Origin of the sequence: Streptomyces sp. NPDC006430, assembly GCF_040612395.1 — a bacterium.
In the GTDB taxonomy this organism is placed as follows: domain Bacteria; phylum Actinomycetota; class Actinomycetes; order Streptomycetales; family Streptomycetaceae; genus Streptomyces.
On the sequence record NZ_JBEXQA010000024.1, the window covers coordinates 56,819 to 70,382 of the forward strand.

Consider the following 13,564-nt stretch of genomic DNA (forward strand, 5'->3'; position numbering starts at 1 on the left):
ACTTCACCCCGGGCCACCCCCCAGAGGCCGCCGCTCAGCCCGGCAGGTGCAGCTTGAAACCCTCGTGGCTGCGCGCGAAGCCCAGTCGCTCGTAGAAGCGGTGGGCGTCCCCGCGCTGCTTGTTGCTGGTCAGCTGCACCAGGCCGCATCCGCGGTCGCGCGCCCGCGCCACCGCCAGCCCCATCAGCTCCGCGCCCAGGCCGTCGCCACGCCGGTCGGCGCGGATCCGTACCGCCTCGACCAGGGCCCGGTCACGGCCGCCCTGGCCGAGGCCCGGGACGTAGGTGAGCTGGAGGCAGCCCACTATCCGGTCGTCGTCCACCAGGACCAACATCTCGTTGCGGGCGTCCGACTCGATCGCTGCGAAGGCCCGCTCGTGGGCTTCGGTGACCACGGCCCGCTCGGTACCATCGTCCGCCAGCAGGGCCAGTACGAACGGGAGTTCCTCACGGGTGGCAACACGGAAGATCATGCCCACGAGTGTGGCAGGGGCCCGGTCCCGGGGTACCTCCGGGTGGTGGCCGGGGGAGACGGCGACCGGGCCCCGTGCGGCAGCGGGGCCGCAGGACAGGGCTACGGGCGGAAGCGCAGCACCTGCGGGTCGTGGTCGCTGTTCTGGGCCGAGAACTCCGCGTTGATGTGCACGCTGTCGTACGTGAAGGACTTGATCGCCGGGCTGGTCAGGATCTGGTCCAGCACCTGCGCGTTGCCCTGGTAGACGTACGAGTACCGCTCCGCCTTCGGCAGCGACTTGATGGCCGAGTACAGCGCCCCGCCGTCCTCCAGGGCCTTCGCCGTCCCGGAGAACTCGAAGTCGTTGATGTCGCCGAGGACGAGGACGTTCGCGTTCTTCTGCGTCGCCAGGAGGTCCTTGACGAAGCCGTTCACGGCCTGCGCCTGCAGCAGCCGCTTGGCCTCCGACTTGCGGACCGGCGGCTGGTGGTGCGAGGCCAGGCCCTCGTCGCCGCCCTTCGAGCTGAAGTGGTTGGCGATCACGAAGACGGTGCGGCCGCGGAAGACGAACTCACCGGCCAGCGGCTTGCGGCTGTCCTCCCACGCCGGGTTGGCCGGGTCGATCCGGCCGGGGGAGTGGGTCAGGGCCGCGTGGCCCTGCTCCGTCATCACGCCGGTCGCGGTCGCCGCGTCGCCCGCCGCACGGTCGGTGAAGGAGACGCGGGCGGGGTTGAACAGGAACACCTGGCGGATGTTGCCGCCGGGCTCGCCGCCGTCCTTGTTGTTCTCCGGGTTGATGGTGCGCCACTGGTACGAGGGGCCGCCCGCCGCAGCGATGGCCGCCGTGAACTTCGTCAGCGTCTGCTCCGCGGACACCGTGCCGTCGTTCTTGGCGCCGTTGTCGTCCTGGATCTCTTCGAGGGCCAGGATGTCGGGCGAGGCGAGGTTCGCGACGACGGCCTTCGCCAGGTTGTCGAACTTCTCCTGCGGGTCACTCGGGTCGAGGTTCTCGACGTTGTACGTGGCCACCGCGAGCTCGCCCGGGGCCTGAGCCTTGGTCTTCTCGGGGGCGAGGGTGCCCGCCTTGACCGTGCCCAGCGTGCGGGCCGCCAGCGTGTAGCCGCCGAACTGGTTGAAGTCCAGGGGGCCTTCGGTGGTGCCCGTCAGCTTGTCGCCGACGTTGGCCACCGGGAAGGGCTGCTGGGCCAGCGGCGCCAGCTGCTGGATCTGGAGCCGGCCGGTGTTCTGGGACTCGTAGGAGCCGTAGATCGTGCCGCCGCGCTTGGCGGTGTTCTCCCAGCCCTTCACCGTGACCCACAGCTCCGCGTGCGGGTCGGTGGCGCCGACCACGCGGGAGGTGCCGATCTTCACGTTCATGCCTTCGAGGGACTCGTAGAAGTCCAGGGCGTAGCGCGACGGGTCCAGGTCCAGGCCGTTGATGCTGCCGCCGGCGGCGGGGTCGCCCGCCGGGGCGTACGCGGCGGGCACGTTGTACTCGTTGATCGCAGTGGCCTCGGGCAGCGCGTTGCCCGAGGAGACCACGGTCACGGCCGGCTTGGAGATCTGGGTGACCGACTGGTTGCCGGAGGCGGCGCCGCCCGGAACGTACTCGCCGACCAGACCGGAGACCTTGACCGCGTCGCCCACGGCGACGGTCGGGGCAGAGCCGGTGAAGACGAAGACTCCCTCGCTCGTGGCCGCGTTGTCGTCTGCGTCGGGGTCCTGCATCCAGAAGCCGCGCGAGCCGTACGTGCGCACGCCGGTCACGATGCCCGTGACGTCGGCCACCTGCTTGCCGTTCAGCGGGGATATCCGGGTGGTGCCCTGGATGTCGTGGATGCGTATCGGATCGGCGGACGCGGCGCCTTCGGCCGCGTCGGCGGTGCCCGCCAGCAGGCCGGTGGCCAGAGCGGTGGCGACGAGGGCCGCGACGGCGGCGGAACGGGGATGCGAGGAGCGCATGGTCAGGAACTCCGGTGTGTGGAGGCGGAAAGCGAAGGGGTGATGCGTGCTTTTGGCGGGATATCTGCGGTGGGCCCGCGGATGGTCCGCAGGAGATCCGCAGGGATCCCGGGGGTTCCCCATATATCTACGCGCGTCAATTTCCTGTGTGACCAGGGAAGTTGTCAAGGCCTCCAGGGAAGACGGGAGCTGACTGTGGGATGAACCAAAGGAGATGGCCCGTCAGGCGCGCCCGAAATGCGTCTACGCTGGTGCGCCGGACGGCCGCCCCAACGGCGACCGCGCCCCCGCCCACCGCGTCCGCGAGGAGACCGCCCCATGTCCGCTGAGCCGCACGCCACGCTGCCGCCGGTACGGCTGCCTTCCGATGCGGAACTGGCCCGAGACGCGCTCGTCGCACCGCTGTTCGCCCGCGCCGTACGGCTGGCCCGCTGGGCCGGACCGGACACCCGCGTCGACCTCGGCGGCGAACTCGTCGCCGCACAGCTACCCGAAGCCGCCGCCGCGCTCGGCCTCGACGCCGACCCCAACGGTCCGGTGCTCGCGAGCCAGGCCTGGCGGGTCGCCGTCGACACCGGGCTCGTGGACGTGACCGAGCCCGAGGACGACGGCGAGGAGGAGTACGGCACCGCGCTCCCCGGCGAGGATGTGGCCCTGGTGACCGGCGGCGCGCCGGGCGAGGTGCTCGACCTCTGGCTGTCCGCCCTGGACACCGTGCTCGCCGACGCCGCGGTGCCCGATCTGGACGACCTCGTCGACGCGTTGGACGCCGGCAGCGAGATCGACTTCGACCAGCTCGACTGGAACCCCCGCCGCGAGGCCGACTTCCTCGACGGGGTCCTCGCCAATCTCTACCTGCTCACCGTCTCCGAACGCGGAGCCTCCGAAGGGCCGATCCCGCTACCCGTGCTCGCCGCCTCGATGGTCATCCCCGAGGGCATGGGAGAACCGACCGACGCCGTGCTGGAGCAGGTATCGGACGCGATGATGCGCCTCGACGACCAGTTCCGGCAGTTGGAGCCGATCGGGCTGGTCGCCTTCCAGCCCGTCGACGAGGCGCTGATGGCGGAGGCGGACGGCGAGGAGTTCGCCGCCGGCTCGGTGGCCGGCGCGGCCGACGAGGAGGACGTCACCCGCTACGGGATGGTCCGGCTGACTCCGCTCGGCCTGTACGGCATCCGGGCCCGCATGCTGGAGGCCGGGGTCGCCGCCCCCGCCGTCGGAGACCTGGCCGACAAGGGTGCGGACGCCCTCCTCGATGCCGTCTCCGGCTACCCCGAGGGCGCCGCCCAGGCCGAGATCGAGCAGTGGCTCGCAGGCCGTGAACTGCCCGTCGCGGTCACCGAACTGCTCGCCGCCGCCCGGGGCGACGACGGGGGCGGCCCGCTGCGCCGGTTGCGTTGCCAGCAGGCCCTTGCCCCGGCCGGTCAGGAGGCCGAGCCGGCGGTCCGCGCGGTGCTGGACGACCCGGAGCTCGGCGGGCTCGCCCGGGTCTGGCTGGCCGAGCGCGGGGTGGCCGACGTACCGGCGCCGGCGGCGTCGATGGTGTTCTGGCTGACCGTGGACACGATCGCGGCCCAGCTCGCCGCCGACGGGGAGACGGCGGAACTGCCGATGCTGATGGAGTCCCTGACCGCCCACCACGCCGGGTTCTTCGAGCAGGCGTGGCGGGTGGAACACCCGGCGACGGCGTACGTGCTGGAGGCGATGGGCCGGCTGCACCCGGACAAGAAGGCGGCCAAGGAGGCCCGCAAGGCGGCCTTCAAGGCCCGCTCGCGGCAGCCGTGACGTGACTGGCCTCTCGGGCGAGGGGCGGAACGAGCCGTTCCTGAGTCGGAGTTGGCCATTCCGGTCACCGGCAAGAGGCCGGTTCGCCGTCGCGGGTAGTTCAGCCGCCGTTCACGTGCGGGCGGGAGCGTGTGCGCCGACGCCCGCACGACAGGCGTACTGCCTCCCCACTCCAGGAGACCCGATGCCGCTCAGCCGTAGAGACTTCACCGCCCGCACCGTCATCGCCGGCGCGGGAGTCGCGCTCACCGGAACGGTCGGTGCACTCGCCACCGCCCCGGGGGCGCTGGCGGCCGACGACAGCACGCAGCGCGACGAACACGGCCGGCCCTGCGAGCCCGGCTACGGCCCGCTCCTCGCGGACCCTGCCGGACTGCTCGCCCTCCCGGCCGGATTCAGCTACCGCGTCATCACGCACAGCGGTGTCACCACCCTCGAATCCGGCGAGTCCACCCCCTCCAACCACGACGGCACGGCCGCCTTCGAGGGCCACCGCGGGGTCACCCTCCTGGTCAACAACCACGAGCTCAAGGGCAAGCGCGCCAACTGGGCGCACCCCGTCCCGCTCGCCGAGGGCCTCGTCTACGACCCAGCCGCAGCGGGCGGCTGCACGGTCGTCGAGGTCCGGCGCGGCGGCGAGGTCGCCGAATGGGTGGGCGTCGCCGGCACGTCGACCAACTGCGCGGGCGGAGCCACCCCTTGGGGCACCTGGCTGACCTGCGAGGAGACCGAGGACCTCGCCGGCAAGAACGGCATGACGAAGGACCACGGGTACGTGTTCGAGGTTGACCCGCACGACCGGCGGGCCAACCGCGACCCGCAGCCGATCAAGGCCTTCGGGCGGTACGCGCACGAGGCCGTGGTCATCGACCCCCGCCAGGGTCACGCCTACCTGACCGAGGACGCCTCGGGCCCCAACGGGCTGCTCTACCGCTGGACCCCGCCGAGCGGCTTCCGCCACGGGCGCGGCAAGCTCCGTACGCTCGCTGCCGACGCCGGGGTGCTGGCGGCCGCCAAGTGCTTCGACAGTGCGGGCCGGTTCGTGGACGACCTCTCGCGTACGACGAAGATCGGCACCGTGTACGGGGTCGACTGGGTGGCGGTGCCCGACCGCGACGCACGGACGGTCCCGGTGCGCAAGCAGTTCGCGGACGGTGCAGTCACCCGTGCCCGCAAGTTGGAAGGCATGTGGTGGGCCGACGCAGGCGCCTACTTCGTCTCCTCGTACGCCCGTGAGGAGAGCCCGGGCACGGCGCACGACGGCCAGGTGTGGTTCTACGACCCCAAGCGGCGCACGGTCCGGCTGATGGTGCTGCTCGGCGTGAACGCGGACCCGTCGAAGGACGGTTCCTTCGACGGCCCCGACAACATCACGGTGTCCCCGTACGGCGGCCTGGTCATCGCGGAGGACGGCAGCGGCCTGCAGCACCTGTTCGGCGCGACCGAGTCGGGCCGCACGTACCCGCTGGCGCGCAACGAGCTGAACATCGGGACCGAGCAGGAGCCGGACTACTCCGAGTTCACGGGCGTCTGCTTCTCCCCGGACGGGCGCACGCTGTACGCCAACATCCAGGATCCCGGCATCATGCTGGCCATCACCGGACCGTGGCGGCGCGCCCACTGACGACCCACTGGCGACCCACGGCCGACCATCGACGGCTGCGCCGCCGCCCGTTCACTGGGCGGCGGCGACCTCGGCGATCTCGGCGCGGCTGGCTGCGGCCCATTCCTCAAGCAGGAACTCGTACGCTTCGGAGGGCCACTCGTCGTCCACCCGGGTCTCGACGAGGTGCCGAATCGCCTCGTTCGCCTCTGCGGCGGACGGGCGGGCGGGACCCACGGGCCGGAGTGTGCTGTACATGCTTTCAAGGCTACGGGCGGGCACTGACAGCCACCCCCGGTTTTCGGGTGGAATCCATCACCTCGGACGTCCGACCCGGTCCCTGATGGTAGCTCCATGTGCCCGCCCACCTGCTCAGAGTGTCTGCGAGCCGGGCTTGACCATGCCGCGCACTGTGCGCGACTTCACAAACTCCCCGATGGCCGTCATCTCCCATTCGCCCGAAAACTGGCGGATCAGCTTGGCCATCATGACGCCGGTCTGCGGTTCGGCGCCCGTGAGGTCGAAGCGGACCAGCTCCTCCCCGCTCGCCGCGTCGATCAGGCGGCAGTAGGCCTTGGCGACCTCGGTGAACTTCTGACCGGAGAAGGAGTTGACCGTGAAGACCAGCCCCGTCGCCTCGGCGGGCAGTCGGCCGAGGTCCACGACGATCACCTCGTCGTCCCCCGCACCCTCACCGGTGAGGTTGTCCCCCGAGTGCTTGACGGCGCCGCCGAGGATGGACAGCTTGCCGAAGTAGCAGCTGTCGATGTGGTTGCGCTGGGGGCCGTACGCGATGACGGAGGCATCGAGGTCGATGTCCCGACCGCCGTAGGCCGGCTCCCAGCCGAGCCCCATCTTCACCTGGGAGAGCAGCGGGCGGCCGTTCTTGACCAGGGAGACGGTCTGGTTCTTCTGGAGGCTGACCCGGCCCTTGTCGAGGTTGATCTTCCCGGTGCCGACGGGGGCCGGTGCCGCGGCGGGCGGGGCGGGCGGAGCCACCGGCGCGGTCTGGCCCCAGGCCGAGGCCGCCGGGGTGACCGGGGCGGAGGGGGCTGCCGGGGCCTGCGGGGCGGTCGCGGGCGGCGGGGCGGACTCCTCGTCCACGGAGACCCCGAAGTCTGTGGCGATGCCCGCGAGGCCGTTGGCGTACCCCTGGCCGACCGCGCGCACCTTCCACACGCCGCCGCGCTGGTAGACCTCGACGACCACGAGCGCGGTCTCGGTGCCCAGCTGCGGAGGGGTGAAGGTGGCGATCACCGCACCGCTGTCCGCGTGCCGGACGGTGGCGGTGGGCTCGATGCCCTGGAAGGTCTGACCGGCGGCGTCGGGACTGGCCGTCACCACGATGCGCTCGATGCCCGGCGGCAGCGCGCCCGTGTCCACGGTGATCGAGTCCGGCGCCGCGCCGCCACCGGACCGGTAGGCGACACCGGGCCCGGACGGCTGGTTGTAGAAGATGAAGTCGGCGTCGGAACGCACCTTGCCGTCCGCCGCGAGGAGGAGTCCCGATACGTCGAGCCGCACCGGGGCAGCCACGTCGACCGTCACACGGACGGCATTGAGCGGCAGGTTGGAACCAGGGGTCATAGCGGTCATGCCCGGAGAACGACCGGAGGTGCTTTGCCGTTCCCTTACCCTCGCGAGAGATTTTCAGCGCCGGTTGCGGGGGTGGTTCTTCGCCGTCCGCTCGTTGCCGAACTTGTACGAGCCGGTCCAGCGGGCCATCACGAGCTGGGGGTCACCGGACTCCACCTCGGTGAGGAACTTCTCGGCCCGCCCGCCCCGCAGGGTGCTCGCGGCGCGCCCGTGGTGCGTGATGACCACGCTCTTGTCGTTGCGCTGTTCGTAGGTGAACCCGTGTGGTCTCGGCATGACCGGAGCCTGCCGCGCTCGGGGCGGGGCGGGCAACGGGTTTACGGGTCCCGCGCGGACCCGGCCCGAGCGGGACCCGGCGGGCTCGGGACCTGGCCGGGCCGGGCCCGGCCAGGCCATGGGTCCGACTCAGTCGCCGGTGACGCGGCGCGGCAGTCCCAACGGGTTGGCCTCGCGCAGTTCTGCCGGAAGTAGCGGGTCCGGTACTGACTGGTAGACCACCGGCCGCAGCCAGCGCTCGATCGCGGTCCCGCCGACCGAGGTGGAGTGGGAGGTCGCGGCCGGGTACGGGCCGCCGTGGTGCTGGGCCGGTGCCACGGCGACGCCGGTCGGCCAGCCGTTGACCACGATCCGCCCGGCCAGCGCCGTGACCTGCGCGATCAGCTCCTGCGCGGGGCCGGGACCGCCGTCGGCCTCGGCTGCGGACAACTGGAGGGTGGCACTCAGGTTCCCGGGGAGCAGGCCGAGCACCGCCCCCGCCTCGCGCTGGTCGGCGTACCGGACGACCACGGTCACCGGTCCGAAGCACTCCTCCAGCAGCACCTCGTACGCACCCCCTTCCAGGAGGCTCCCGGCCGGCACGGTCAGATACCCCGCGCCGACGGTGTGCTCCCCGCCGGAGCCCGGGGTGACGGGCGCGGTGACGCCGGGCAGCGCGGCCCGCTCGCGCACGCCGGCGATGAAGTTCTCCCGCATCCGGTGGTCGAGCAGCACGCCCGGCTCGGTCTCGCCGAGCGCCTTGGTCAGCGCACCGGTGAACCGGTCGCCGTCCGCACCCTCGGGGACCAGGACCAGGCCCGGCTTGACGCAGAACTGGCCGACCCCGAGGGTGACCGAGCCCGCGAGCCCGGTGGCGATCTCCTCGGCGCGTTCGGCGGCGGCCGCGGGGGTGACCACGACGGGGTTGAGGGAGCCGAGCTCGCCGTGGAAGGGGATGGGCACGGGCCGAGCGGCGGCCGCGTCGAACAGTGCCCGCCCGCCCCGGATGGAACCGGTGAATCCGGCGGCGGAGACGAGGGGGTGCCGGATCAGCTCCAGGCCCGCGCCGAAGCCGTGGACCACGGCGACCACGTCCGCCGGCAGCCCGACCGACACCGCCGCCCGGCGCAGCAGCGAGGCGCACAGCTCCGAGGTGGCCGGGTGGTCGGGGTGGGCCTTGACGACCACGGGGCAGCCGGCGGCCAGTGCGCTCGCGGTGTCCCCGCCGGGGACGGAGAAGGCGAGCGGGAAGTTGGAGGCGGCGTAGACCGCGACCACGCCCAGCGGCATCTTGTAGCGGCGCAGTTCGGGGCGCGGCGGGACGGCGGCGGGATCCGCCCGGTCGATGCGGACGTCGAGGTACGAGCCCTCGTCGACGACGTCCGCGAAGGCCCGCAGCTGGCCGGTGGTGCGGGCGAGCTCGCCGGTGAGCCGGCCCGGCCCGAGGGCGGTCTCGGCGTCGGCCGCCTCGATCACATGGGCCGCGGCCTCGTCGAGGAGCTCTGCGGCCGCGCGCAGGAAGGCGGCGCGGGTGGTGTGGTCGGCGAGCGCGCCGCGCACCGCATGGGCGGCGCGGACGGCCTCGTCCACCTCGCCGGACGTGGCTTCCACCGCAACCTGCTCGCGCTGCTTCCCGGTGCGGGGGTCCACACTCCAGACTGGTGTTGCTGCCATGGCGCACTGCCTCCTGGATCTACGCTGGCCCGCGCGGCGGCGTTCAGTATTCTGAACGCCGTTCCGGGGGATGAATGATCACATTCGTTCCGGACTCTATTTCCGGGTCTTCCGCGTTGACAAGAGACAAGAGGGGCAAGAAGGCGAATGACCACAGGTGAGCCGGGCCGATCCGTCGCGGAACCAGCCAACCCCGCGGCACCGGGAACGCCGGCGGCCGTCAAGTCGGCCGTCCGCACGGTCCTGTTGCTGGAGCACTTCGCCGCGCGGCCCGGACTGCACAGCCTGGCCGACATCCAACAGGACCTCTCGCTGCCCAAGTCCAGTCTCTACATGCTGTTGCGCACGCTGGTGAACCTGGGGTGGGTGGAGACGGATGCGACGGGGACGCGGTACGGCATCGGCGTACGGGCCCTGCTCGTCGGCAGCTCGTACATCGACGGGGACGAGGTGGTCGCCGCGGCCCGGCCCACCCTGGACCGGCTGTCCGACGACACGACCGAGACCATCCACCTGGCCCGTATGGACGGCACGAACGTGGTCTACCTCGCCACCCGCCCGTCCCAGCACTACTTGCGGCCGTTCACGCGCGTGGGACGGCGGTTGCCCGTGCACTCCACCGCGCTGGGCAAGGCGTTGCTGGCGACCCACTCCGACGCGGAGGTGCGGGCGCTCCTGCCGAGGCGGCTCGATGCGGTCACGGAGCACACCATCACGGACCGGGAACGACTCGTCGAGGAGCTGGCGCTGGTACGGGAGCAGGGCTACGCGGTGGACCGGGAGGAGAACACGCTCGGGCTGCGCTGCTTCGGGGTGGCGGTGCCGTACCGGACGCCGGCCCGGGACGCGGTGAGCTGCTCGGTGCCGGTGGCTCGGCTGACGGCGGGCCACGAGCAGCGGATCAAGGCGGCACTGTTCGAGGCGCGGGACCGACTGTCGGTGGCGACCCGCCGCATGTGATGCGGCGGACGCGGGGGGTTCCTCCCCCGGGCGGGGGAGGCGGTTCACCTTCGTGGGGGAGGTGGCGGGCGGGCGCGCACGCGACCGTTGAGTCATGACCACACGAGCGGTGCACACCAGTGAGACGACGTACGCGGCGCAGCCGTCGGCCCCCGGCCCGGGGACTGCGCGGAGGGTCCTGGGCGCGGTGGCCGTCGCCGCCACCGTGCCGTACCTGGGCCTCAAGGCGGCCTGGCTGGCCGGGAGTCACATCGGCATACCGGCCGACAGCGTGCTGCTGAAAAGCGGACCGTTCCTCGTCGTCGCCAACTCCGTGACGCTGGCCATGGACGCCACGGTGATCCTGCTCGTACTGGCGCTCACTCGGCCCTGGGGCCTGCGGATACCGGCCTGGCTGCTGACCGTTCCGGTGTTCACGGCGACCGGACTGCTCACCCCGATCCTCACGGCGTTCCCCGCCCAAATACTGGTCAAGGCCATGGGCATGGGGGTCGACGAGACGGTGAGGGCTGCTCAGGAACCCTTCCTCGACCCGTGGGTGTTCACCGTCGTCTACACCGGCTTCACGATCCAAGGACTCGCCCTGGCCGGGCTGTTCGTGCCCTATGCGCGGGAGCGTTGGGGCCGTTGCTGGCAGGGCGTGCTGGGCGCGCGGCTCCCGTCACCCACGGGGGTGGTGGCGGGAGCTGCGGCCGCGGTCGGCGCGGCCGTGGGGGCGATGCACCTGTACTGGGCCTTCGGCGGTACGGCCTGGCTGAGCGCCCGCCAGGCGGCGCTGTACTCGGCGGAAACGGGTGTGGTGTCCGCAGCGCACGGGACGTGCGCGCTGCTCGCCGGCGCGGGGGCTCTGTTGCTGGCCCGGGGCGGGGCGCGCCGGGTGCGGTGGCCACTGGCCCTCGGATGGATCGGGTCGGCCGCGGCACTGAGCTGGGGGCTGTGGATGCTGACGGGCGCACTGGGCCCGAACCTGGGCCACGACGAACAGACCTCGACCGTGATCGTCCTGACCTACGCTGGCCAGATGATCACCGGATTGCTCTCGGTCGGCGTGCTGACCCGGTTCGTCACCTCGCGCCTCGCTGCGGGAGGCGGGGAGGTGCAGGAGACGGGAGGGAGACGGAGCGGGTCGGTATGACGGGGCCGGGGCCGGCAGGCCGGCAGGCCGGCGGGGCGGCGGGGCGACGTGAGGAGGGGGAAGACGTGACGGGGAGCGGCCGAACACGGACCGGCGCACAGGCTGGGGTGCTGGCCGTCACGGGCCGGTTACCGGGAGCGCGGGCCGGGCTGCGTTGGGTGCACCTGATACTCGGCGGGGCCCTGCTGATGCCGTACTTCCTCCTCTCCCACGTGGTGGTCGGTGTCGCGGCGGGCGGTGTCAATGTCTTCTCCTCCACTCCGCTGACCTTCGCCGCCTACGGGCTGTCCCTACCGCTGGCCGCGGCCACCGGCCTGTTCGGGCTCGTTCGGCCGATGTCCGTAGGCGTCGTCCGGGTCCTGAGCGCGGTACCGGGGGAGCGGCTGGCCGAGGGCCCGGCCCGGTCGTGGGCGGCCCGCGGGCGGACCTCGGCCTGGTGGTCCCTCCACCTGGGGCTCGGCGCGGCGATCAGCGGGATGAGCCTCGCGGTGCCGCCCATGGCCGTGGTGCTGATCGCGCTGCCGTTCGTGAGCGCATTGCGGAACGCGTCGCTGTGGCGGGGCTGGTTCGGCCCCGACATCACGCCGTACCTCGCACCTCTGCTCGGGATCGGGCTGCTGGGCGGGCTCGCCCTGTGCGCCACCGGGGCCGGGGTCCTGCTGGCCCGGCTGGCACCCGTACTGCTCGGGCCGACGGCCGCGGACCGGTTGGCCGCCGCCGAGGAGCGGACCGCCGACCTGGCCGTACGCAACCGGCTGGCCCGGGAGCTGCACGACGCGGTGGGGCACGCCCTGAGCGCCGTCACCCTCCAGGCGGTGGCCGCACGGCGGGTGCTCGACAGCGACCCGGAGTTCGTGCGGCAGGCGCTGGCCGCGATCGAGGACACCACCCGGCGGACGGTGGGCGAACTGGACACCGTACTGGGCCTGCTGCGGGACGGGGACCCGGCCCGGCCGGACGCCGCGCCCGCGCCCACCCTCGACACCGACCTCGACGCCCTGCTGGCCCGCACCCGGGCCGCCGGCACCACCGTCAACGCCCACCAGGACCCCGGACCCGACGGGAACTGGGCACGCCTCCCGGCGATCGCCTCCCGCGAGGCGTACCGGATCGTCCAGGAGGGCCTGAGCAACGCTCTGCGCCACGGCGCGGGCCCGATCGAGCTGCGGATCGCCGTACGGGGCGAGGAAGGCGGCACACACCGTGAACTGGAGATCGCCATGACCAATCCGCCGGGCACCGCCGCCGCGCAGCCCCGCACCACCGGTGGCCGAGGGCTGCACGGCGCCGCCGAGCGGGCCACGCTGCTGGGCGGCCGTCTCGAAGCCGGCCCGCACCAGGGACGGTGGCGGCTGCGGGCCGTCCTTCCGCTCGGTGGAGGAGCCCGATGACCCCGGAGACCCCGACGGCCCCGGTGGGTCGCCCGGCGCTGCGTATCGTCCTCGCCGACGACGAACGGATGGTCCGCACGGCCCTGCGGGTCATCCTCGAAGCCGAACCCGACCTGGAGGTCGTCGGTGAGGCGGCCTCCGGCGCCGAAGCCGTTTCGTTGGTCCGCTCCTTGGCCCCGGACGTGGTGCTGATGGACGTCCGGATGCCCGAGATCGACGGGATACGGGCCACCGAGCAGATCCTCGCCACGATGACGCAGCCGCCCCGGATCGTGGTCGTCACCACTTTCGAGAACGACGCGTACGTCTATGACGCGCTGCGCGTCGGTGCCGCCGGGTTCCTCCTCAAGCGGGCCGACCCCGACGAGTTGGTCGGCGCCATCCGGCTGGTGGCCCGGGGCGATTGCCTGCTCTTTCCGGCGGCCGTCCGGTCCCTGGCCGCCTCCTACGCGCCCGGCGCCCCGGGCGCGACAGCACCCTGGGTGTCCCGGCTCACCGAGCGGGAGGCCGACGTGCTGCGTCTGATGGCCACCGGACTGTCCAACCACGAGATGAGTGAGCGCCTCGGGGTGGGCCCGCAGACGGTCAAGACGCACGTCGCCGGGGTCCTGTCCAAAACCGGCTCCCGCGACCGTACCCAGGCGGTCATCGCGGCCTACGAGGGCGGTTTCATCATGAAGAAAAGCTGAGAACCCCGCCACAATCGGGGCAGAGCGGAACGCTGGGCGGCGCTCGCGCGTCCTTCTG

At 72.4% G+C, this 13,564-nt stretch carries 12 protein-coding genes; 6 read left to right on the plus strand and 6 right to left on the minus strand.

Annotated elements, in window-relative coordinates; all coding sequences use genetic code 11:
• Positions 1-34 precede the first annotated feature (34 nt).
• Together ABZZ20_RS27290 and ABZZ20_RS27295 are read right to left on the minus strand one after the other, a co-directional pair.
• A complete protein-coding gene (locus ABZZ20_RS27290; protein WP_356873988.1) occupies positions 35-472 on the minus strand; it encodes a GNAT family N-acetyltransferase in 438 nt (145 codons plus the stop codon).
• 101 nt (positions 473-573) lie between these two features.
• Complete coding sequence (locus ABZZ20_RS27295) at positions 574-2,415, minus strand: endonuclease/exonuclease/phosphatase family protein (RefSeq protein ID WP_356873990.1); 1,842 nt, start codon at positions 2,413-2,415, stop codon at positions 574-576.
• Positions 2,416-2,733: 318 nt separating this feature from the next.
• On the opposite strand from ABZZ20_RS27295, the gene ABZZ20_RS27300 reads away from it, so the two are divergent.
• Positions 2,734-4,203 (plus strand): hypothetical protein, encoded by a 1,470-nt coding sequence (locus ABZZ20_RS27300; protein WP_356873992.1) that lies wholly within the window; start codon positions 2,734-2,736, stop codon positions 4,201-4,203.
• Positions 4,204-4,387: 184 nt separating this feature from the next.
• Positions 4,388-5,827 (plus strand): alkaline phosphatase PhoX, encoded by a 1,440-nt coding sequence (locus ABZZ20_RS27305; RefSeq protein WP_356873994.1) that lies wholly within the window; start codon positions 4,388-4,390, stop codon positions 5,825-5,827.
• A gap of 51 nt (positions 5,828-5,878) precedes the next feature.
• Here the strand turns inward: ABZZ20_RS27305 and ABZZ20_RS27310 are convergent, their stop codons facing one another.
• The 4 genes from ABZZ20_RS27310 to ABZZ20_RS27325 all read right to left on the minus strand — a co-directional run bounded on the left by ABZZ20_RS27310 (position 5,879) and on the right by ABZZ20_RS27325 (position 9,331).
• Positions 5,879-6,064 (minus strand): hypothetical protein, encoded by a 186-nt coding sequence (locus tag ABZZ20_RS27310; RefSeq protein WP_356873996.1) that lies wholly within the window; start codon positions 6,062-6,064, stop codon positions 5,879-5,881.
• A gap of 114 nt (positions 6,065-6,178) precedes the next feature.
• Positions 6,179-7,402 (minus strand): TerD family protein, encoded by a 1,224-nt coding sequence (locus ABZZ20_RS27315; protein WP_356873998.1) that lies wholly within the window; start codon positions 7,400-7,402, stop codon positions 6,179-6,181.
• A 54-nt stretch (positions 7,403-7,456) separates the two neighbouring features.
• On the minus strand, positions 7,457-7,678 hold the full coding sequence (locus ABZZ20_RS27320; protein ID WP_356874000.1) for a hypothetical protein: 222 nt from the start codon (positions 7,676-7,678) through the stop codon (positions 7,457-7,459).
• Positions 7,679-7,807: 129 nt separating this feature from the next.
• A complete protein-coding gene (locus tag ABZZ20_RS27325; protein WP_356874001.1) occupies positions 7,808-9,331 on the minus strand; it encodes an aldehyde dehydrogenase (NADP(+)) in 1,524 nt (507 codons plus the stop codon).
• Positions 9,332-9,478: 147 nt separating this feature from the next.
• On the opposite strand from ABZZ20_RS27325, the gene ABZZ20_RS27330 reads away from it, so the two are divergent.
• The 4 genes from ABZZ20_RS27330 (at position 9,479) to ABZZ20_RS27345 (ending at position 13,506) form a co-directional block, all read left to right on the plus strand.
• A complete protein-coding gene (locus tag ABZZ20_RS27330) occupies positions 9,479-10,291 on the plus strand; it encodes an IclR family transcriptional regulator (protein WP_356874003.1) in 813 nt (270 codons plus the stop codon).
• A gap of 94 nt (positions 10,292-10,385) precedes the next feature.
• On the plus strand, positions 10,386-11,426 hold the full coding sequence (locus ABZZ20_RS27335; protein ID WP_356874005.1) for a hypothetical protein: 1,041 nt from the start codon (positions 10,386-10,388) through the stop codon (positions 11,424-11,426).
• A gap of 110 nt (positions 11,427-11,536) precedes the next feature.
• Positions 11,537-12,817: a histidine kinase gene (locus ABZZ20_RS27340; protein WP_356874097.1), complete on the plus strand. Its 1,281-nt coding sequence runs from the start codon at positions 11,537-11,539 to the stop codon at positions 12,815-12,817.
• The gene (locus ABZZ20_RS27345; RefSeq protein WP_356874007.1) at positions 12,814-13,506 is read left to right on the plus strand and encodes a response regulator transcription factor; all 693 of its coding nucleotides are present in this window, start codon (positions 12,814-12,816) and stop codon (positions 13,504-13,506) included. Before ABZZ20_RS27340 ends, ABZZ20_RS27345 begins: the two co-directional genes overlap by 4 nt.
• Positions 13,507-13,564 lie beyond the last annotated feature (58 nt).

What these genes read in the sequence shown, in the direction of transcription:
- ABZZ20_RS27290 (WP_356873988.1), bottom strand. Translation starts at nt 472, where the DNA reads ATGATCTTCCGTGTTGCCACCCGTGAGGAACTCCCGTTCGTACTGGCC.
- ABZZ20_RS27295 (WP_356873990.1), bottom strand. Translation starts at nt 2,415, where the DNA reads ATGCGCTCCTCGCATCCCCGTTCCGCCGCCGTCGCGGCCCTCGTCGCC.
- ABZZ20_RS27300 (WP_356873992.1), top strand. Translation starts at nt 2,734, where the DNA reads ATGTCCGCTGAGCCGCACGCCACGCTGCCGCCGGTACGGCTGCCTTCC.
- ABZZ20_RS27305 (WP_356873994.1), top strand. Translation starts at nt 4,388, where the DNA reads ATGCCGCTCAGCCGTAGAGACTTCACCGCCCGCACCGTCATCGCCGGC.
- ABZZ20_RS27310 (WP_356873996.1), bottom strand. Translation starts at nt 6,064, where the DNA reads ATGTACAGCACACTCCGGCCCGTGGGTCCCGCCCGCCCGTCCGCCGCA.
- ABZZ20_RS27315 (WP_356873998.1), bottom strand. Translation starts at nt 7,402, where the DNA reads ATGACCGCTATGACCCCTGGTTCCAACCTGCCGCTCAATGCCGTCCGT.
- ABZZ20_RS27320 (WP_356874000.1), bottom strand. Translation starts at nt 7,678, where the DNA reads ATGCCGAGACCACACGGGTTCACCTACGAACAGCGCAACGACAAGAGC.
- ABZZ20_RS27325 (WP_356874001.1), bottom strand. Translation starts at nt 9,331, where the DNA reads ATGGCAGCAACACCAGTCTGGAGTGTGGACCCCCGCACCGGGAAGCAG.
- ABZZ20_RS27330 (WP_356874003.1), top strand. Translation starts at nt 9,479, where the DNA reads ATGACCACAGGTGAGCCGGGCCGATCCGTCGCGGAACCAGCCAACCCC.
- ABZZ20_RS27335 (WP_356874005.1), top strand. Translation starts at nt 10,386, where the DNA reads ATGACCACACGAGCGGTGCACACCAGTGAGACGACGTACGCGGCGCAG.
- ABZZ20_RS27345 (WP_356874007.1), top strand. Translation starts at nt 12,814, where the DNA reads ATGACCCCGGAGACCCCGACGGCCCCGGTGGGTCGCCCGGCGCTGCGT.